At 69.2% G+C, this 18,393-nt stretch carries 16 protein-coding genes and 1 pseudogene; 12 read left to right on the top strand and 5 right to left on the bottom strand.

Annotated features, from left to right (window positions below; genetic code table 11):
- Positions 1–12: 12 nt before the first annotated feature.
- Together AC1DYD_RS12475 and AC1DYD_RS12470 are read right to left on the bottom strand one after the other, a co-directional pair.
- Positions 13–2,190: a malate synthase G gene (locus AC1DYD_RS12475; protein ID WP_478173049.1), complete on the bottom strand. Its 2,178-nt coding sequence runs from the start codon at positions 2,188–2,190 to the stop codon at positions 13–15.
- A 214-nt stretch (positions 2,191–2,404) separates the two neighbouring features.
- Positions 2,405–3,145 carry an IclR family transcriptional regulator gene (locus AC1DYD_RS12470; protein WP_478173048.1) on the bottom strand — a complete coding sequence of 247 codons (741 nt, stop codon included), beginning with the start codon at positions 3,143–3,145 and terminating at the stop codon, positions 2,405–2,407.
- Between the two features lie 101 nt (positions 3,146–3,246).
- Here AC1DYD_RS12470 and AC1DYD_RS12465 point away from each other — a divergent pair, with 101 nt between their 5' ends.
- Together AC1DYD_RS12465 and AC1DYD_RS12460 are read left to right on the top strand one after the other, a co-directional pair.
- Positions 3,247–4,179 carry a hydroxymethylglutaryl-CoA lyase gene (locus AC1DYD_RS12465; protein WP_478173047.1) on the top strand — a complete coding sequence of 311 codons (933 nt, stop codon included), beginning with the start codon at positions 3,247–3,249 and terminating at the stop codon, positions 4,177–4,179.
- Positions 4,172–5,362 carry a CaiB/BaiF CoA transferase family protein gene (locus AC1DYD_RS12460; RefSeq protein ID WP_478173046.1) on the top strand — a complete coding sequence of 397 codons (1,191 nt, stop codon included), beginning with the start codon at positions 4,172–4,174 and terminating at the stop codon, positions 5,360–5,362. Before AC1DYD_RS12465 ends, AC1DYD_RS12460 begins: the two co-directional genes overlap by 8 nt.
- A gap of 46 nt (positions 5,363–5,408) precedes the next feature.
- On the opposite strand, the pseudogene AC1DYD_RS12455 reads toward AC1DYD_RS12460, so the two are convergent.
- Positions 5,409–5,555: pseudogene (locus AC1DYD_RS12455) on the bottom strand (VOC family protein); the annotation flags it as partial.
- Between the two features lie 117 nt (positions 5,556–5,672).
- Here AC1DYD_RS12455 and AC1DYD_RS12450 point away from each other — a divergent pair.
- From AC1DYD_RS12450 to AC1DYD_RS12440, 3 genes are read left to right on the top strand one after another with little or no spacing between them, the layout of a single operon-like run.
- On the top strand, positions 5,673–6,632 hold the full coding sequence (locus AC1DYD_RS12450) for a LysR family transcriptional regulator (protein ID WP_478173045.1): 960 nt from the start codon (positions 5,673–5,675) through the stop codon (positions 6,630–6,632).
- Positions 6,629–7,087, top strand: a complete 459-nt coding sequence (locus AC1DYD_RS12445; RefSeq protein WP_478173044.1) for a DUF2214 family protein — start codon at positions 6,629–6,631, stop codon at positions 7,085–7,087. Before AC1DYD_RS12450 ends, AC1DYD_RS12445 begins: the two co-directional genes overlap by 4 nt.
- Before the next feature lie 6 nt (positions 7,088–7,093).
- Positions 7,094–9,130: a fused MFS/spermidine synthase gene (locus AC1DYD_RS12440; protein WP_478173043.1), complete on the top strand. Its 2,037-nt coding sequence runs from the start codon at positions 7,094–7,096 to the stop codon at positions 9,128–9,130.
- Between the two features lie 96 nt (positions 9,131–9,226).
- Here AC1DYD_RS12440 and AC1DYD_RS12435 read toward each other — a convergent pair whose 3' ends face one another.
- Positions 9,227–9,484, bottom strand: coding sequence for a hypothetical protein (locus AC1DYD_RS12435; RefSeq protein WP_478173042.1), 258 nt, complete (start codon positions 9,482–9,484; stop codon positions 9,227–9,229).
- A gap of 131 nt (positions 9,485–9,615) precedes the next feature.
- On the opposite strand from AC1DYD_RS12435, the gene argS reads away from it, so the two are divergent.
- The 7 genes from argS to AC1DYD_RS12400 all read left to right on the top strand — a co-directional run bounded on the left by argS (position 9,616) and on the right by AC1DYD_RS12400 (position 17,727).
- Complete coding sequence (argS, locus tag AC1DYD_RS12430; protein WP_478173041.1) at positions 9,616–11,289, top strand: arginine--tRNA ligase; 1,674 nt, start codon at positions 9,616–9,618, stop codon at positions 11,287–11,289.
- Positions 11,290–11,303: 14 nt separating this feature from the next.
- Complete coding sequence (locus AC1DYD_RS12425) at positions 11,304–12,020, top strand: SPOR domain-containing protein (RefSeq protein ID WP_478173040.1); 717 nt, start codon at positions 11,304–11,306, stop codon at positions 12,018–12,020.
- Between the two features lie 255 nt (positions 12,021–12,275).
- Entirely contained in the window at positions 12,276–12,923 is a 648-nt protein-coding gene (locus tag AC1DYD_RS12420) for a thiol:disulfide interchange protein DsbA/DsbL (RefSeq protein ID WP_478173039.1), read from the top strand.
- A gap of 125 nt (positions 12,924–13,048) precedes the next feature.
- Entirely contained in the window at positions 13,049–13,735 is a 687-nt protein-coding gene (gene lptA, locus AC1DYD_RS12415; protein WP_478173038.1) for a lipopolysaccharide transport periplasmic protein LptA, read from the top strand.
- Positions 13,732–14,526, top strand: a complete 795-nt coding sequence (gene lptB, locus AC1DYD_RS12410) for an LPS export ABC transporter ATP-binding protein (protein WP_478173037.1) — start codon at positions 13,732–13,734, stop codon at positions 14,524–14,526. The genes lptA and lptB overlap by 4 nt, the downstream gene beginning before the upstream one ends.
- 13 nt (positions 14,527–14,539) lie before the next feature.
- Positions 14,540–16,120 carry an RNA polymerase factor sigma-54 gene (locus tag AC1DYD_RS12405; RefSeq protein ID WP_478173036.1) on the top strand — a complete coding sequence of 527 codons (1,581 nt, stop codon included), beginning with the start codon at positions 14,540–14,542 and terminating at the stop codon, positions 16,118–16,120.
- 2 nt (positions 16,121–16,122) lie between these two features.
- Positions 16,123–17,727 carry a phospholipase D family protein gene (locus AC1DYD_RS12400; RefSeq protein WP_478173035.1) on the top strand — a complete coding sequence of 535 codons (1,605 nt, stop codon included), beginning with the start codon at positions 16,123–16,125 and terminating at the stop codon, positions 17,725–17,727.
- A 30-nt stretch (positions 17,728–17,757) separates the two neighbouring features.
- Here AC1DYD_RS12400 and AC1DYD_RS12395 read toward each other — a convergent pair whose 3' ends face one another.
- Positions 17,758–18,375, bottom strand: a complete 618-nt coding sequence (locus tag AC1DYD_RS12395; RefSeq protein WP_478173034.1) for a YceI family protein — start codon at positions 18,373–18,375, stop codon at positions 17,758–17,760.
- Positions 18,376–18,393 lie beyond the last annotated feature (18 nt).

The raw sequence follows: 18,393 nt of genomic DNA, 5'->3' as shown, positions 1-18,393 counted from the left end.
CCGACGTTCGCCTCAGGCCGTGCCGGCCTTCACCTTCAGCCGCCAGGCATGCAGCAGCGGCTCGGTGTAGCCGCTCGGCTGCTCGAGCCCCAAGAACACCAGGTCCTGGGCCGCCTTGTACGCGGCCGAGGTGGCGAAGCTGCCGGCCATCTTCTTGTAGAGCGGGTCGCTGGCGTTCTGCTGGTCGACCACCGCGGCCATGCGCTCGAAGGTGGCGCTGACCTGCTCCTTGCTCACCACGCCGTGCAGCAGCCAGTTGGCGATGTGCTGGCTCGAGATGCGCAAGGTCGCGCGGTCTTCCATCAGGCCGATGTTGTGGATGTCGGGCACCTTCGAGCAGCCGACGCCCTGGTCGATCCAGCGCACCACGTAGCCCAGGATGCCCTGCACGTTGTTGTCGAGTTCCTGCTGGCGCTCGGCCGCGGTCCAGTTCACGCTCGGCGCCACCGGCACCTTCAGCAGGTCGCTGAGGATGTTGTCGCGCTCGGCGTCGGCGTCGATCTGCTCCAGCTGCTTCTGCACCTCGGCGACGTTGACCTGGTGGTAGTGCAGCGCGTGCAGCGTGGCCGCCGTCGGCGAGGGCACCCAGGCGGTGTTGGCGCCGGCCTTCGGGTGGACGATCTTCTGCTCGAGCATCGCGTGCATGAGGTCGGGCATGGCCCACATGCCCTTGCCGATCTGCGCCTTGCCGCGCAGGCCGCACGACAGGCCCACCAGCACGTTGTTCTTTTCGTAGGCCTGGATCCACGGCGTGGTCTTCATGTCGCCCTTGCGCAGCATCGCGCCGGCCTGCATCGCGGTGTGCATCTCGTCGCCGGTGCGGTCGAGGAAGCCGGTGTTGATGAAGGCCACGCGTGCGGCCGCCTCGGCGATGCAGGCCTTGAGGTTGACGCTGGTGCGGCGCTCCTCGTCCATGATGCCGAGCTTGACGGTGTTGGCCGGCAGGCCCAGAAGTTCCTCGACGCTCGCGAACAGCGCGCTCGCGAAAGCGACTTCGGCCGGGCCGTGCATCTTCGGCTTCACGATGTAGACGCTGCCGGTGCGCGAGTTGCCCTTGCGCTTCAGGTCGACGGTGGCGATGGTGGTCGTGATGACCGCGTCCATGATGCCCTCGGGGATCTCCTCGCCGCCGGCATACAGGATCGCCGGGTTGGTCATCAGGTGGCCGACATTGCGCACGAACATCAGCGAGCGGCCGTGCAGCTTCACGGGCTGGCCGTCGGCGCCGGTGTATTCGCGGTCGGGGTTGAGGCCGCGCGTGAAGGTCTTGCCGCCCTTGGCGACTTCCTCGGTCAGCGTGCCCTGCAGGATGCCGAGCCAGTTGCCGTAGGCCAGCACCTTGTCGGCCGCATCGACCACCGCCACCGAATCCTCGAGGTCGAGGATGGTCGACAGCGCGGCTTCGAGCACCACGTCGCTGACGCCGGCCGCGTCGCTCTTGCCGATGGCGGTCGAGCGGTCGATCTGGATGTCGATGTGGATGCCGTTGTGCTTCAGCAGCACCGACTTCGGCGCCGCCGCGTCGCCGGTGTAGCCGACGAACTGCGACGGGTTCTTGAGGCCGGTGCTGCTGCTCTGCAGCGCGATCACCAGCACGCCGTGCTCGACCTTGTAGCCGGTGGCGTTCTTGTGCGAGCCGTTGTCGAGCGGCGCGGCCTGGTCGAGCACGTGGCGCGCGAACTCGATCACCTTGGCGCCGCGCACCGGGTTGTAGCCCTTGCCCTTTTCGGCGCCGCCGGTCTCGGGGATCGCGTCGGTGCCGTAGAGCGCGTCGTACAGCGAGCCCCAGCGCGCGTTGGCCGCGTTGAGCGCATAGCGCGCGTTCAGGATCGGCACCACCAGTTGGGGGCCGGCCTGCAATGCGAGCTCGGCATCGACGTTGGCGGTGGTGGTCTGCACGTCCTTCGGCTGCGGCAGCAGGTAGCCGATGGCTTCGAGGAAGGCGCGGTAGGCGGGCATGTCGGTGATCGGGCCCGGGTGCGCCTTGTGCCAGCGGTCCATCTCGAGTTGCAGCCGGTCCCGTTCGGCCAGCAGGGCCGCGTTCTTGGGGGCGAACTCGCTGACGATGGCGTCGAAGCCCTTCCAGAAGACCTCGCTGGCGACGCCGGTGGCGGGCAGCACCTTGTGTTCGATGAACTGGTGCAGTTCGGTGGCGACCTGGAGGCCGTGGACGGAAGTGCGGGCGGTCATGGTTCTGTACTCCTTGATGAGATGCGTCCAGAGACTGTATTCGATACCTGACTAGCAAGTAATAGCCGAAATCGGGTTAGATCAGTGACAAAAATGAAGGTAATAGAGGCCAGCGTCGCGGGCTGCTGCAAGGGTACGCCGTGATCGCAAGAAAAGCGCCCGCGCCCCCCGAGGGCAGCGACCCACGGGCAGTGGGGGAGCGTGGGGGCTCAGTTCAGACCTGTCCACTGACCCGTCGCGCGGCGGCCCGAACCGCTTCGATGTGCCGCGGGTCGTAGCGATGGGCCGGCATGGTCAGCGTCAACGCGGCCGCCAGTCGCCCATCCGCATGGAACACGGGGGCCGAGATGCCGGCGAGTTCGGCCGTGCGGTCGCCGACCAGCGCGCAGTAGCCCTGTTCGCGAATGCTTTCGAGGAGCGCGCGGTCCCGGGCGCCGCGCGGCCTGTCGGCCTCGGGACCGAAGGCGATCAGGACGCGGGCGCCGGTGCCGCGGTCGGCCGGCAGCAGGTCGCCGGCGCGCACGTGGTCGCGCACCAGGTGCGGCGAGTCGACCCGGTACAGGCACAGGCGGACCCAGCCTTCACCCTGCGGCTGGCGCACATGGTAAGCCGCGCTCTCGCCGGTGGCGGCGACCAGATCGCGCAGCACCGGCGGCACGATGCCGTCGAGCGAGAACGAAGCCGCGTACAGCGCGTGCAGGCGGGCGATTTCGGTGCCGAGCGCGTAGCGGCCGTCGTCCTGCCGGCGAATCAGCCGCGCGTGCTCGAGCGAGGCCAGCAGGCGCAGCACGGTGCTCTTGTAGAGCTGCGTGCGCTCGGCGAACTGCGCCAGCGTGAGAGCCTCGTCGCCCGGGCGGAAGGCCGAGAGCAGGCTCAGCGCACGGTCCACCGCCGCGGCGCCGCCGGGCGCGGCGCTCAGGTCGGACACCGATTCGGTTTGGGCTTTGCGGGGCATGGGCTTTCTTGACAGGACGGGTGGTCGCCGGTCTAATTCTGTCTGGCAGAATGTAGTTCTGCAAGATAGAACTGTCAAACGCAAGTCAGGAAAGCAGAACCGTGACAGCTCCCGATGTCCTCATCAGCGAAGTCGGTCCGCGCGACGGCCTGCAATCCGTCAAGGCGACCATGCCGACGGCCGACAAGCTCCGCTGGATCGATGCGCTCTACCAGGCCGGCGTTCGCGAGATCGAGGTCGCCTCTTTCGTGCCCGCGCGGCTGCTGCCCCAGATGGCCGATGCCGCCGACGTGGTGCGCCATGCGATCACCTTGCCCGGCCTCACGGTGTTGGCGCTGGTGCCCAACCGCAAGGGTGCGGAATCCGCGCTTGCCGCCGGCGTCCACAAGCTGACCCTGCCCGTTTCCGCCAGCGCTGCGCATTCGCTCGTCAACGTGCGCAAGACCCGCGAGGAGATGGTCGAAGAGGTTCGCGCCATCGCCGAACTGCGTCGCGAGATCGCGCCGCACGTCAAGCTCGAAGCCGGCATCTCCACCGCCTTCGGCTGCACCCTGCAGGGCGAGGTGCCCGAAGACGAAGTCATCCGCCTCGCGGCCCAGTGCGTCGCTGCCGGCGCCGACGAGTCGGGCCTCTCGGACACGGTGGGCTATGCCAACCCGGCGCAGGTGCGCCGCCTGTTCCGCCGCCTGCGTGCGGAGATCGGCGACAAGGCCGGCGCCGCGCACATGCACAACACGCGCGGCCTCGGCCTCGCCAACTGCCTGGCCGCCTACGAGGAAGGCGTTCGCACCTTCGATGCGTCGCTCGGCGGGCTGGGCGGCTGTCCGTATGCGCCCGGCGCCTCGGGCAATGTCGTGACCGAAGACCTGGTCTTCATGTTCGAGGCCATGGGCGTGCGCACCGGCATCGACCTCCAGAAACTCATCGCGGCCCGCGCGCCGCTGATCGCCGGCCTGCCGGGCGAACCGGTCTACGGCATGACGCCCGAAGCCGGCCTGCCCAAGGGCTTCACGCAAGGAAGCGCACATGCCTGAATCCACCCCGCTGCCCTACGCGGGCGTCCGCGTCATCGAGTTCACCCACATGGTGATGGGGCCGACCTGCGGCATGCTGCTCGGCGACCTCGGCGCCGAAGTGATCAAGGTCGAGCCGATCGAGGGCGACAGCACGCGGCGCCTGCTGGGCTCCGGCGCGGGCTTCTTCCCGACCTTCAACCGCAACAAGAAAAGCATCGCGCTCGATCTCAAGAAGCCCGAGGGCGTGGAGGCGGCGCTGCGCCTGATCGCCAGCGCCGACATCGTGAGCGAGAACTTCAAGCCCGGCACGATGAAGAAGCTCGGGCTGGACTACCAAAGCCTGCAACAGCTCAATCCTCGGCTAATCTACGTCAGCCACAAGGGTTTCCTGCCCGGCCCCTACGACCACCGCACGGCGCTCGACGAGGTGGTGCAGATGATGGGCGGCCTGGCCTACATGACCGGCCGCGTCGGCGATCCGCTGCGCGCGGGCACCAGCGTCAACGACATCATGGGCGGCATGTTCGGCGCCATCGGCGCGATGGCCGCGCTGCGCCAGCGCGAACGCACGGGCAAGGGCTGCGAGGTGCAGTCGGCGCTGTTCGAGAACAACATCTTCCTGGTGGCGCAGCACATGATGCAGTTCGCCGCCACCGGCCGCGCCGCCGACCCGATGCCGAGCCGGATCTCGGCCTGGGGCGTGTACGACGTCTTCACCGTGAAGGACGGCGAGCAGATCTTCCTGGCGGCGGTCAGCGACAAGCAGTGGGCTGTCTTCTGCAAGGCCTTCGGCCTGGACGAGCTGCTGGCCGATCCGCGCCTGAAGACCAACAACGACCGCGTGCTGGCGCGCGACTGGATGATGCCGATGCTGCGCTCGCACCTGGCCGAGCGCAGCGCGGCCGAGCTCAGCGCGGTGTTCGAGCACAACGAGCTGCCCTTCGCGCCGATCACGCGGCCGCAGGAGCTGTTCGACGACCCGCACCTCAATGCCACGGGCGGCCTGGCGCCGGTGCGCATGAACGACGGCAGCCTGTCGAAGGTGCCGTTGATGCCCTTCACGCTCGGCGGCGAGCGCCCCGGCATCCGCCTGCAACCGCCGCTGCTCGGCGAGCACACGCGCGCGCTGCTCCAGGAAGTGGGCTACAGCGATGCCGAGATCGATCGCCTGAAGATCCAGAACATCACCGCCGAAGACTGAGGCCATCGATTCGGCGCGCGCCGGGCGCCGCTCGGCCCCCATGCGCTCAGGCCAGGTCCTCGTGCAGGCACAGGATGTTCCCTTCGGGATCCTCGAACCAGGCCGCCTTCTCGGAGCCCAGTACGCAGACATGCTCGACCGTCTTCAGGCCGGGCAGGTCGTAGTCGGCGAAACGCACGCCGCGCTGCTCCAGCGCAGCAACGGCCTGACCCGCGAATCTTCCTTTGTAGGCTCTTTGCGGGCGCCGCGCCATCGGCTGCGAGGCCGTCGTGGACTGTTCGCGGCGAGCCCTTCGTGATAATCCCGGGCGATGGACCGCCTGAAGCAACTCGAATCCTTTGTCGCGATCGCCGCCCGCGGCAGCCTCACGGCCGCGGCCAAGGCCGAGGGCGTGGCGCCGGCCGTGATCGGGCGCCGCATCGACGCGCTCGAAGAACGGCTGGGCGTCAAGCTGCTGCTTCGCACCACGCGCCGGATCTCGCTCACCCACGAGGGCAGCGCCTTCCTGGAGGACTGCCAGCGCCTGCTGGTCGAGCTGGCCAATGCCGAGGCCAGCGTCAGCGCCGGCGGCGTCAAGGCCAGCGGCCACCTGCGCGTCACGGCGCCGGCCGGCTTCGGCCGCCGCCACGTGGCGCCGCTGGTGCCGCGCTTCCACGCGCTGCATCCCGAGGTCACGATCTCGCTGAACCTCAGCGACCGGCTGGTCGACATGGCGGGCGAGAGCTTCGATTGCGCGGTGCGCGTCGGCGACCTGCCCGACTCCTCGCTGGTCAGCCTGCGGCTGGCCGACAACCGGCGCCGCTGCGTCGCCACGCCCGAGTTCGTGCGCCGCCATGGCGCTCCGCGCCATCCGGGCGAGCTGTCGCGCTTCGCCTGCCTGAGCCTGTCGAGCGATGCCTCGCAGACCCGCGGCTGGGCCTTCCGGGTGCCGACAGCCGGCGGCGAGCACGAGGTGATCTACCTGAAGCCGACCGGCCCGCTCGACTGCTCCGACGGCCAGGTGCTGCACGACTGGTGCCTGGCCGGCCACGGCATCGCCTGGCGCAGCACCTGGGAGGTCGAGGCCGAGATCGATGCCGGCCTGCTGGTGCCCTTGCTCGACGCGTTCGCCGCGCCGCCCAACGGCATCTACGCCGTGTTCCCGCAACGCAAGCACCTGCCGCTGCGGGTGCGCCTGTGGCTGGACTTCCTGAAGGCGCACTATGCGCGGCCGGAGTTCTGGGGCGGCACAATCGCAGCGCCCAAGAAAACCAAGGAGTCCGCCCGATGACGCTCGAAGCCATCCTCGCCTACCTGCACCTGCTGGCCATCCTGACGCTGGTGGTCTTCATCGCCAGCGAGGCCGCGCTGTGCCGCGTCGAGTGGCTCAACGCGGCGGTGGTCGAGCGCCTGGCCAAGGTCGACCGCATCTACGGCATCGCCGCGGTGGCGGTCATCGCCACCGGCGTGGCGCGCACCTGGTGGGGCATGAAAGGCACGGCCTGGTACTGGACCAATCCGCTGCTGCACCTCAAGCTCACGCTGTTCATCATCATCGGCGCGATCTCGATCTTTCCGACGATGCGCTACCTGCGCTGGCGCAAGGCGCTGCGCGCCACCGGGGCCCTGCCGGCCGAGGCCGAGGTCCGCAGGACCCGCAAGCTGGTGATGATCCAGGCCCACCTGATCGCGCTGATACCGCTGGTGGCGGTGTTCCTGGCCCGCGGCTTCGGCGCGAGAAGCTAGCCCCCGATGAAGCCGGCGCACGTCAAGGCCCTGTTCGCCGGCACCATCTTCACCAGTGCCTTCCTGCTGTTCCTGGTCCAGCCGCTGATCGCCAAGCAGATCCTGCCCTGGTTCGGCGGCTCGGCGGCGGTGTGGTCGATCTGCATGGTGTTCTTCCAGGTCGTGCTGCTGGCCGGCTATGCGTACTCGGACTGGGTCACGCGGCGGCTCGGCGCGCGCACCCAGGCGCGGCTGCACGTCGGGCTGCTGCTCGCGAGCCTGGCCTTCCTGCCGATCGTGACCAGCGAGCGCTGGAAGCCGACCGGCGCCGAGGACCCGACGCTGTGGATCCTCGGCCTGCTGGTCGGCACCATCGGCCTGCCTTACTTCCTCCTCTCGACCACCGGGCCGCTGGTGCAGTCGTGGGTCGCACGCACGCCCTGGGGCGCGCAGGTGTACCGCTACTTCTCGCTGTCGAACCTGGCCTCGCTGGTGTCGCTGTTGAGCTACCCGGTGCTGATCGAGCCCCGCAGCGCGCTGCTGCACCAGGCCTGGGGCTGGTCGATCGCCTATGGCGTCTTCGTGCTGCTGTGCGCCGGCACCACCTTGCATGTGTCGCGTCACTGGGCCGCCCAGCCCCGGCCCTCGGTCGACGCACCGCCTGTCGAGGCGACGCCTTCGGCGAAACCCCGCCTCGCCGACCACCTGATGTGGCTCGCCCTGCCGGCGCTCGGCTCCTGGCTGCTGCTTGCGATCACCAACCACATCACGCAGAACGTGGCGGCGATTCCCTTCCTGTGGGTGCTGCCGCTGTCGGTCTACCTGCTGACCTTCGTGCTGACCTTCGAGAGCGACCGCTGGTACCGGCGCCCGGTGTTCGTCCCGCTGGCTGCGGTGATGCTGGCGCTGTGCGCCTTCGGTCTGCAGCACCGGCTCGGCTCGGAGCTGCGCACGGCGCTGCCGATCTACATCGTCGGCCTGTTCGCGCTGTGCATGTTTCTGCACGGCGAGATGGCGCGCCTGCGCCCCGGCGGCGCCTACCTGACCCGCTTCTACCTGATGCTCTCCCTGGGCGGCGCGCTCGGCGGCATCACCGTCGGGCTGGTGGCGCCGCACGTGCTGCCGGCCTACTACGAGCTGGGCGTCGGCCTGATGCTCTGCGCGCTGATCGCGGCCGTGCTGTGGCGCCGGCGGCGCGTCGGCCTGGCGGCCTCGCTGGCACTGGCGGGGGCCTGCGCCTGGTTCCTCGCGCTGCAGATCGAGGAAGACGCGGCCGGCGTTCGCCGCATGCAGCGCAACTTCTACGGCACGCTGGTCACTTTCGATGCCGAGTACGGCGATGCCCACGAGCCGGTGCGGAAGCTATACCACGGCTCGGTCAAGCACGGCGAGCAGTACCTGTCGCCTTCAAGGCGGCGCGAGCCCACAACCTACTACGGCCCGAGCTCGGGCGTCGGGCTGGCGATCGCGGCGGCTCCGGACGCGCCGCGCCGCGTCGGCCTGATCGGGCTCGGGGCCGGCACGCTGGCGACCTACGGCCGGGCCGGCGACACCTACCGTGTCTACGAGATCAATCCCCAGGTCTTCGAACTCGCCGACAGCGAATTCAGCTTTCTGGCCGACAGTCCGGCGTGCATCGAGCGGGTGCTCGGCGATGCCCGGCTGGCGCTCGAACGCGAGCCTCCGCAGGGCTTCGACGTGCTGGCGGTCGACGCCTTCTCGGGCGATTCGGTGCCGGTCCACCTGATCACCTCGCAGGCGATGGACCTGTACTTCAGGCACATGCGGCCGGGCGGCATCGTCGCCTTCCACGTCACCAACCGCTTCCTCGCGCTCGCGCCGGTGGTCGAGAAGATCGCGCTGGCCCAGGGCCTGCACGTGGCGCTGGTGCACGACGAGCCGAGCGCCGAGGGGCTGCGCAACACCGACTGGGTGCTGGTCGCCCGCGAGCCGGACCGGCTGACCGAGGGCACCATCGGCCTGGCGAGCTCGAGCATCAAGCAGATCGCAGGTCTGGAACCGTGGACCGACGACGCCAACAACCTGTTCGGCGTCTTGAAGTAGCGAGCCGCCATCGAGGCCGGCGCAGCCAGGCCCGTTGGTGTTGCCCCCGGCAGGGGGTGGGCGGGCTACACGAAGTGAGCCCAACCTGGGGGCGAGCTAGCCCCCGGCTTCGCACTTCTTCATGAAGCTGGTCTTGGCGGCACCGGCCAGCGCCTTGCCGTTCTTGTCGATCGCCTTCGCCGCGCAAGCCGGCGCGGCCGCGGCGGCGGCGTCCTTTTCGCACTTCTTGACGAAGCTGGTCTTGGCCGCGCCGTTCAGCTTCTTGTCCGCCGCCTGGGTGTCGCAGGTGGAGGCGTGGGCGGCACCGAAGGACAGGGCGGCGCCCAGCGCCAGCAGGGAAAGGAGCTTTTTCATGATGTAGGAGTCCTTGGGAGTTGGGTTGAGACGGTGTTCCCCGCCCCGGGGCTGCCCATCCTAACGGCCGACGTTCACAGTTGGATGACGATCATTGCGGACGGTCGTTTTGCCCCCGGTAAAATCCCGCGATGCTATTGGTCAAACAGGAGCTGCTCGCGGCGCTCGCGAACACGCTCGAATCCCTCTCGCCCGGCGCCGGCAGCAAAGCCGCGTTCGAGTCGCCCAAGGTGGCGGCACACGGTGATTTCGCCAGCACCGCCGCCATGCAGCTGGCCAAGCCGCTGCAGCGCAAGCCGCGCGAGCTGGCCGAACAACTGGCCGCCGCGCTGCAGGCCACACCCGCCTTCACCCGATGGGTGGACGCGGTCGAAATCGCCGGCCCCGGCTTCCTCAATATCCGCCTCAAGACGGCTGCCCGCCAGCAGGTGGTGCGCGAGGTCCTCGAGGCCGGCGCCGCCTTCGGCAGCCAGCCCGCGCGGGACGAGCGGGTGCTGGTCGAGTTCGTCTCGGCCAACCCGACCGGCCCGCTGCACGTCGGCCACGGCCGCCAGGCGGCGCTCGGCGACGCCATCTGCAACCTGCTCGCCACCCAGGGCGACAAAGTCTGGCGCGAGTTCTACTACAACGATGCCGGCGTCCAGATCCAGACCCTGGCCACCAGCACCCAGCTGCGCGCCAAGGGCTTCAAGCCGGGCGATCCCGAGTGGCCCGAGCAGGCCTACAACGGCGAGTACATCGCCGACATCGCGGCCGACTTCAAGGCGAAGAAGACCGTGCGCTCCGACGACCGCGAATACACCGCCAGCGGCGACGTCGACGACATCGACTCGATCCGCCAGTTCGCGGTCGCCTACCTGCGCCACGAGCAGGACCTCGACCTGAAGGCCTTCCAGGTCCGGTTCGACAACTACTACCTCGAATCCAGCCTCTACTCCAGCGGCCGGGTCGCCGCCACGGTGCAGAAGCTCGTCGATGCCGGCAAGACCTACGAGCAGGACGGCGCGCTGTGGCTGAAGTCGACCGACTACGGCGACGACAAGGACCGCGTGATGCGCAAGGGCGACGGCAGCTACACCTACTTCGTGCCCGACGTCGCCTATCACATTGCCAAGTGGGAGCGCGGCTTCCACCAGGTGGTCAATATCCAGGGCACCGACCACCACGGCACGATCGCGCGGGTGCGCGCCGGCCTGCAGGCGGCCGGGGTCGGCATTCCGGCCGGCTACCCCGACTACGTGCTGCACACCATGGTGCGGGTGGTGCGCGGCGGCGAAGAGGTCAAGATCAGCAAGCGCGCAGGCAGCTACGTCACCCTGCGCGACCTGATCGAGTGGACCAGCACCGACGCGGTGCGTTTCTTCCTGCTGAGCCGCAAGCCCGACACCGAATACACCTTCGACATCGACCTGGCGCTGGCGCAGAATAACGACAACCCGGTGTACTACGTGCAATACGCCCATGCGCGCATCTGCTCGGTGCTGGCGGCCTGGGGCGGCGATGCCGCCACGCTCGAAGGCGTGGACCTGTCCCCGCTCGAGAGCCCGGCCTCGCAGGCGCTGCTGCTGCAACTGGCCAAGTACCCCGCGATGCTGACCGCCGCGGCCAAGGATTTCGCACCTCACGACGTCACCTTCTACCTGCGGGAGCTGGCCGCCAGCTACCACAGCTACTACGACGCCGAGCGCATCCTGGTCGACGACGAGCCAGTCAAGCGGGCCCGCCTGGCGCTGGTCGCGGCGACCGCGCAGGTGCTGCACAATGGTCTCGCTGTTCTGGGCGTCAGCGCGCCGCAAAAGATGTGATTCCCTCCTCCACCATGAAGACAAGACAAAGCGGCAACATCGTCATCGGGCTGATCGTCGGCCTGGTGCTCGGGCTCGGCATCGCGCTCGGGATCGCGGTCTACGTGACCAAGGTGCCGATCCCGTTCATGGCCAAGACCCAGCGCGGCGGCGCCGAGCAGGACGAGGCCGAGGCGCGCAAGAACCGCGACTGGGATCCGAACGCACCGCTGGCCGGCAAGGCCGGAGCGCCGGCCCGTGCGCCGGCGACCGCGCCGCCGGTACCCGCCACGGCCCCCGCCACGGCCCCGGTGACCGCAGCCGCTCCGCCCGCCGGCCCGGTGCCGGTCGTGGTGGCCCCCGGCAGCGTGGCCGCGCCGCGTCCGCCGCGCACCGCGCCGGTGCCGGCGGAAGCCAATGCGCTGCCGCCCTCGAACGACCCGATCGGCGATTTCGCGAAGGCCCGCAGCGGCGCGGGCGCAGGTGCTGCGGCGCCCGCCGGTGCCAGTGCCGACCCGTTCATGTATTTCGTCCAGGCCGGTGCCTTCCGCACCCAGGAGGACGCCGATGCGCAGCGCGCCAAGCTCTCGCTGATGGGCGTGGAGGCGCGTGTGACCGAGCGCGAGCAGGCCGGCCGTACCGTCTACCGCGTGCGCGCCGGCCCCTTCAACAAGAAGGACGATGCCGATCGGCTCAAGGAGCGGCTCGACGATGGCGGCCTCGAATCGGCCCTGGTGCGCGTCCAGCGCTGAAGTCATGGCCCCCACGCTCCCCCACTGCGTGTGGTCGCTGCCCCCCGAGGGGGCCGCAGGCCGCCTTGGGGCGGCCCGGCGCCGGCCTGGCCCCCACGCTCCCCCACTGCGTGTGGGTCGCTGCCCCCCGAGGGGGCCGCAGGCCGCCTTGGGGCGGCCCGGCGCCGGCCTGACACTTCACCGATCTTTACTTTGGGCGGCCGGGGAACTCCACCCCGGTTCGCGGGCTCTTTCTGCCGACAGGAGAACTTCTTAATGCAACGTCGTGATTTTTCTTTGGCCGCTGCTTCGCTGGCCCTTCTTCCGCTGGCCGCGCCCTCGCATGCGCAGGGCCGCCCGTTCAAGGCCGGCACCGATTACATCGTGCTCGGCAAGCCGGCACCGGTCGATGCGCCCGCGGGCAAGGTCGAGGTGGTCGAGTTCTTCTCGTACAACTGCCCGCACTGCGCCGCCTTCGAGCCCAAGCTCGAGGCCTGGGTCAAGCAACTGCCGCCGCATGTCGCGTTCCGGCGCATTCCGGTGCCCTTCGTCGGCAACGACACCGAGGCCAAGCAGCGCTTCTACTATGCGCTCGAAGCCATGGGCAAGGTCGACGAATTCCAGCCCAAAATCTTCCAGGCCATCCACCAGCAGCGCCTGAACCTGACCGGCGATGCCGCGATCCTCGCCTGGGTCGAGAAGCAGCCGGGCCTCGACGCGAAGAAGTTCGCCGAGCTGTTCAAGTCGTTCTCGGTGGTCGGCAAGGCCAAGCGCGCCTCGCAGCTCACGACCGACTACCAGGTGGCCGGCGTGCCGGCGCTCGGCGTCGCCGGCCGCTGGTATGTCGACGGCGACACCGCCGGTTCGCTCGACCGCGCCCTGCAGACGGTCGACTTCCTGATCGCCGAGGCCCGCAAGGGCTGAGCGCCCGGGCGGTCCGGCCGCCCCGACTTCCGTCCACGAAGCCCGCTTCCGCGGGCTTTTTCGTCAAGGCCGCGCAAGTGGCGTCCCGGGGACGCATACAATCGCAGAGCAAGTTTCGTGCCTCTATGACCTCTCCCTCCCTCTCCTTCCTACGCCGCCCCGTGCGCGTGCTGTTCCTCGCCATCGTGCTGGCCGGTCTCGCATCGCTGGCCCAGGCCGAGCAGGCTGACCGGAGCAAGCCGATGAACATCGAGGCCGACGCGATGCGCTACGACGACCTCAAGCAGACCAGCGTGTTCACCGGCAACGTGCTGGTGAACAAGGGCACGATCCAGATCCGCGGCGCGCGCATCGACGTCCGCCAGGACCCCGAGGGCTACCAGTACGGCGTCGTCACGGCCGAACCGGGCAAGCTCTCCTACTTCAAGCAGAAGCGCAATGCCGGCACCGACGAGTGGATCGAGGGCGAGGGCGAGGTCATCGAGTACGACAGCCGCGCCGACAATGTGAAGTTCATCCGCCGCGCGGTCATGCGCCGCCTGATCGGCGCCACGCCCAGCGACGAGAGCAGCGGTCCGCTGATCGTCTACGACCAGAGCAACGACACTTTCACGGTGAATGGCGCGTCGCTGCCGCCGAACGCCGGCGTGGCGACCCAGCCGAGCGGCCGCGTGAAGGCCATCCTGACGCCCAAGCCGGCGACCGTGCCGGCCGCGGCGCCGGCGGCCGGCGCCGCCAAGCCCGCCGCCACGCCGGCGCCGGGCAACAGCCTGCGTTCCACCACCACGCTGGGCGGAGACTTCAAGAAGTGATCGAAGCAGCCGGGATCAGTGCCAGCGACGGCCAGCCGGGCAGCCGGCTGGAGGCGCGCAGCCTGCAAAAGAGCTATGGCAGCCGCAAGGTCGTCAAGGACGTGTCGCTGGCCGTGCAGAAGGGCGAAGTGGTCGGCCTGCTGGGCCCCAACGGCGCCGGCAAGACCACCTCCTTCTACATGATCGTCGGGCTGGTGCGGGCCGACGCCGGCGACATCATGATCGACGGCGAGCCGATCGCCCACATGCCGATCCATCGCCGCGCGCGCATGGGCCTGAGCTATCTGCCGCAGGAGGCCTCGATCTTCCGCAAGCTGACGGTCGAGGAAAACGTGCGCGCCGTGCTCGAACTGCAGAGCGAGCCCGACGAGCAGGGCCGCATGGTGTCGCTCGGCAAGGCGCGCATGGAAGAGCGTCTCGCCGAACTGCTGGCCGACCTGCGGGTCGACCACCTGCGCGATTCGCCGGCGCTGTCGCTGTCCGGCGGCGAGCGCCGCCGGGTCGAGATCGCGCGGGCGCTGGCGACCCAGCCGCGCTTCATCCTGCTGGACGAACCCTTCGCGGGCATCGACCCGATCGCCGTGATCGAGATCCAGCGGATCATCAACTTCCTGAAGGAGCGCGGCATCGGCGTGCTCATCACCGACCACAACGTGCGTGAAACGCTGGGCATCTGCGATCACGCGTTCATCATCAGCGACGGGCACGTGCTGGCACAAGGCACGCCTTCGGAGATCGTCGACAACGCCGAGGTACGGCGCGTGTACCTGGGCGAACACTTCCGGATGTAGGAGCCCAATCTCGATGAAGCAGGGGCTTTCGCTTCGCGTCTCCCAGCACCTGGCGCTCACGCCGCAGCTGCAGCAGTCGATCCGGCTGCTGCAACTGTCCACGCTCGAGCTGAGCCAGGAAGTCGAACAGATGCTCGACGACAACCCGTTCCTCGAGCGCACTGCCGAGGAGGCGGCGCGCGAGGAATTCGGCCTGGAATCGGCGGATGCGCCGGTGCGCGACGAGGATCGGCAGGCCGAAGTCGAGGGCGATTTCGCGCCGGGCCCATCGGCGCCGGCCGAAGTCGCGGTCGCCGCGTCCGAAACCGAGACGGCCACCGCCGACGCCGTCGACGCCGAGCCCGACTGGGAAGGCGACGGCACGGTCGACCTGGCGCCCGACGACAGCGAATGGGGCGGCGACGCCCCGGCGCGCACCAACAACCTGGGCGACGACGAGCGCACCGACGCCACCGAGCTGGCGCGCAGCCAGGAGTCGCTGCAATCCTTCCTGCACCGGCAGGCGCTGGGCCTGCGGCTCAGCGAGACCGATTGCGCCGCGCTGCGCTTCCTGATCGAGTCGCTCAACGACGACGGCTACCTCGAGGATTCGCTGCCGGCCCTGGCTTCGGGCCTGGCCGGCGACGACAACGACCAGTTCGACGACCTAGTGCACCACTTCCAGGTCGCGCTTGGCCTGCTGCAGAGCCTGGAGCCGGTCGGTGTCGGCGCCCGCAACCTCGGCGAGTGCCTGACGATCCAGCTGCGCGCGCTGGCGCATCCCGGCGAGAGCGCCGACGAGGCGCAGGTGCGCGAGACGGCCATTGCGATCTGCAAGCAGCCGATGGAGCTGCTGGCGCGGCGCGACTTCAAGCGTCTCGCGACCCTCACGCGCAGCAACGAGGAAGAGGTTCGCGCGGCCCTGCAGCTGATCGCCAGGCTCGAGCCCAAGCCCGGCCGCCGCTTCGTCGACGTCGAACGCAACGTCGTGATCCCCGACGTGATCGTCACGCGCATCGGCAACGGCACCCACACCAAGTTCCGCGTCATGTTGAACCCCGAGGTCATGCCGCGGCTGCGCGTGCACGACATCTACGCCGGTGCGCTCAAGCAGCACAAGGGCGAAGGCAGCCAGGCGCTGTCGCAGCGGCTGCAGGAGGCGCGCTGGTTCATCAAGAACATCCAGCAGCGCTTCGACACCATCCTGCGGGTGTCGAACGCGATCGTCGAGCGGCAGAAGAGCTTCTTCGTGCACGGCGAGCTGGCGATGCGGCCGCTGGTGCTGCGCGAGATCGCCGACGAGCTCGGCCTGCACGAGTCGACCATCAGCCGCGTGACCACCGCCAAGTACATGGCGACGCCCTACGGCACGGTCGAGCTCAAGTACTTCTTCGGCTCGGCGCTGGGCACCGAGACCGGCGGCAACGCGTCGAGCACCGCGGTGCGGGCGCTGATCAAGCAGTTCGTCAGCGCCGAGGATCTCAAGAAGCCGCTGTCGGACAGCCAGATCTCCGAGATGCTCAAGGAGCAGGGGATCGAATGCGCGCGCCGCACGGTGGCGAAATACCGCGAGGCCCTGCGCATCGCGCCGGCCAATCTGCGCAAGGCACTCTAGCGATGCCTCTCGGCCGGGGCCTGAGGGTGCGCGGGTGGCTCGGCGCGGCACTCGTGGCGGCGACCGTGCTGGCCGGCGGCTGCGCCATGCTGCCGGCCGATTTCGAGCGCCAGCCATCGAGCGCGATCGCGGCCTCCACGGCCACCACGCTGGGGCGGATCGCCAAGGCCTCCGCGCCCGATCCCGACCTGAGCGGCTTCCGGCTGATGCCCGGCGGCGACTTCGCGCTCGACACGCGCTTGCAGCTGGCGCGCCGCGCCGAGCGCACGCTGGACGTCCAGTACTACCAGATCGAGAACGACGAGACCGGCCGCTACTTCCTGCGCAGCCTGCGCGACGCGGCGCTGCGCGGCGTGCGCGTGCGGCTCTTGATGGACGACCTCTACACCTCCGGCGAGGACGAGCTGCTGCTGGCGCTGGCCGCGACGCCGAACCTCGAGCTGCGCCTGTTCAATCCGTTCCCGGCCGGGCGCGGCAGCATGGTGCAGCGCTTCTCGCGTTCGCTGTTCGACTTCGACCGCGTGAACCGCCGGATGCACAACAAGCTCTTCATCGCCGACGGCACGATGGCGGTGGCGGGCGGGCGCAACATCGGCAGCCAATATTTCGCGCAGGCCGCGGGCGCGAACTTCCTGGACATCGACACCTTCGTCGCCGGTGCGCTGGCGAAGCGCCTGGGCAGCCTCTTCGATCTCTACTGGAACAGCCCCTACGTGCGGCCGATCGGCACCGTGGTCGCTTCCTCGCTGACGCCCGAGGAACTGCAGCGGCGCTTCGAGCAGGCCACCGGCCCCGCCAACACCCCGGCGCCGCGGCCGCCGGCGCCGAACGACGTCCTGGGCTACGCGCCGCTGGGGCCGGAGCTGAAGGACGGCGCCCGGCTCGACCTGATCTGGACCCTGGCCGAGGCCTATGCCGACGCGCCCGACCGCGTAGTCGGCAAGACCGCGTCCTATGGCGGCGTGCCGCTGCTCGATGTCGACAGCGTGCGCTACAACGTGATCGAGCAGATGCGGCGCTCGCGTTCCGAAGTCACGCTGGTGTCGCCCTACCTGATCCCGGGCAAGGCCGGGCTCGAGGTGATGCGCGAGGTCCGCGGCCGCGGGGTCCGGATCAGCGTCGTCACCAATTCGCTCGCGGCCACCGACGAGCCGCTGGTCCACACCGGCTACCGGCGCTACCGGCCCGACATGCTGCGCCTCGGCGTCGAGATCCACGAGCTGAGCTCGGCGCGCACCAAGCGCAGCGTGCGGCTCGGGCTGTTCGGCTCGCAGGTCGGCCGGCTGCATGCGAAGGCGGCGATCTTCGACCGCCGCGCGCTGTTCCTGGGTTCGATGAACTTCGACCCGCGCTCGGACAACCACAACACCGAGATCGGCCTCTTCATCGCCAGCCCCGAGATGGCGCAGCAGATGCTCAAGCTGCTCGACGTGCTGAAGCAGCAGGGCGCCTACCGGGTGCGCTTTGCCGAAGGCAGCGAAGGTCTCGAATGGGTCACGATGGAAGACGGTGCCGACCCGGTGCTCACCGTCGAGCCCGACGCGGGCCTGTGGGACCGCGTGATGCTGGAACTGCTCGCGCCGCTGGCGCCGGAGAGCCTGCTGTAGAACCCGCGGGCCCCGGGCCCGCGCGCCGCTTCACTGGATGTTGACCGCCTCGACCTGCACCAGCAGCCTGACCTTGTCCTCGAAGCCGAAGGCCAGGCCCCAGTTGATGCCCCACTGGCTGCGCTCGACCGTGGTCTCGAAGTCGCCGCCGCAGATCTGGCGGTTGATCAGCGGGCTCAGGTAGCAGTTGAAGCGGTTGGCCTTGAGCAGCACGGGTCGGGTCTGGCCCATCAGGGTGAGCGTGCCGTTGACCTGCGTGACCTTGTCGCCGCTGAAGTCGAGGCGGTCGGCGACGAAGCGGGCGATCGGAAACTCGGCGACGTTGAAGAAGTCCTTGCTCAGCAGGTGGCGGTTGAGCAGGTCGACGCCGGTGTTGATGGAACTGATGTCCATCGTGATGTCGACCTTGCCGCCGGTGCCCGACGGGTCGATCTTGATCTGGCCGTCCTTGGTGCTGAAGCGGCCGCGGTTGGTGGTGGTGCCGTAGTGGCCCATCTCGTAGTTGACGAAGGTATGGGTCGGGTCGACCACGTAGCTGGCGCCCTTGACCGGGCCGCCCGCCGGCTTGGCCGCCGCCTCGGGCGCCTGCTGGGCGCCGGCCAGTGCAGCCGCGGCCGTCAGCGCGGCGAAGGTGAGCAGTTTCTTCATGACGAGCTTTCGGGTGAA

The organism is Variovorax sp. P4_B11 (assembly GCF_056402355.1).
Note: the sequence above shows the minus strand (reverse complement) of the source record. Positions and strands in the feature narration are given on the sequence as shown.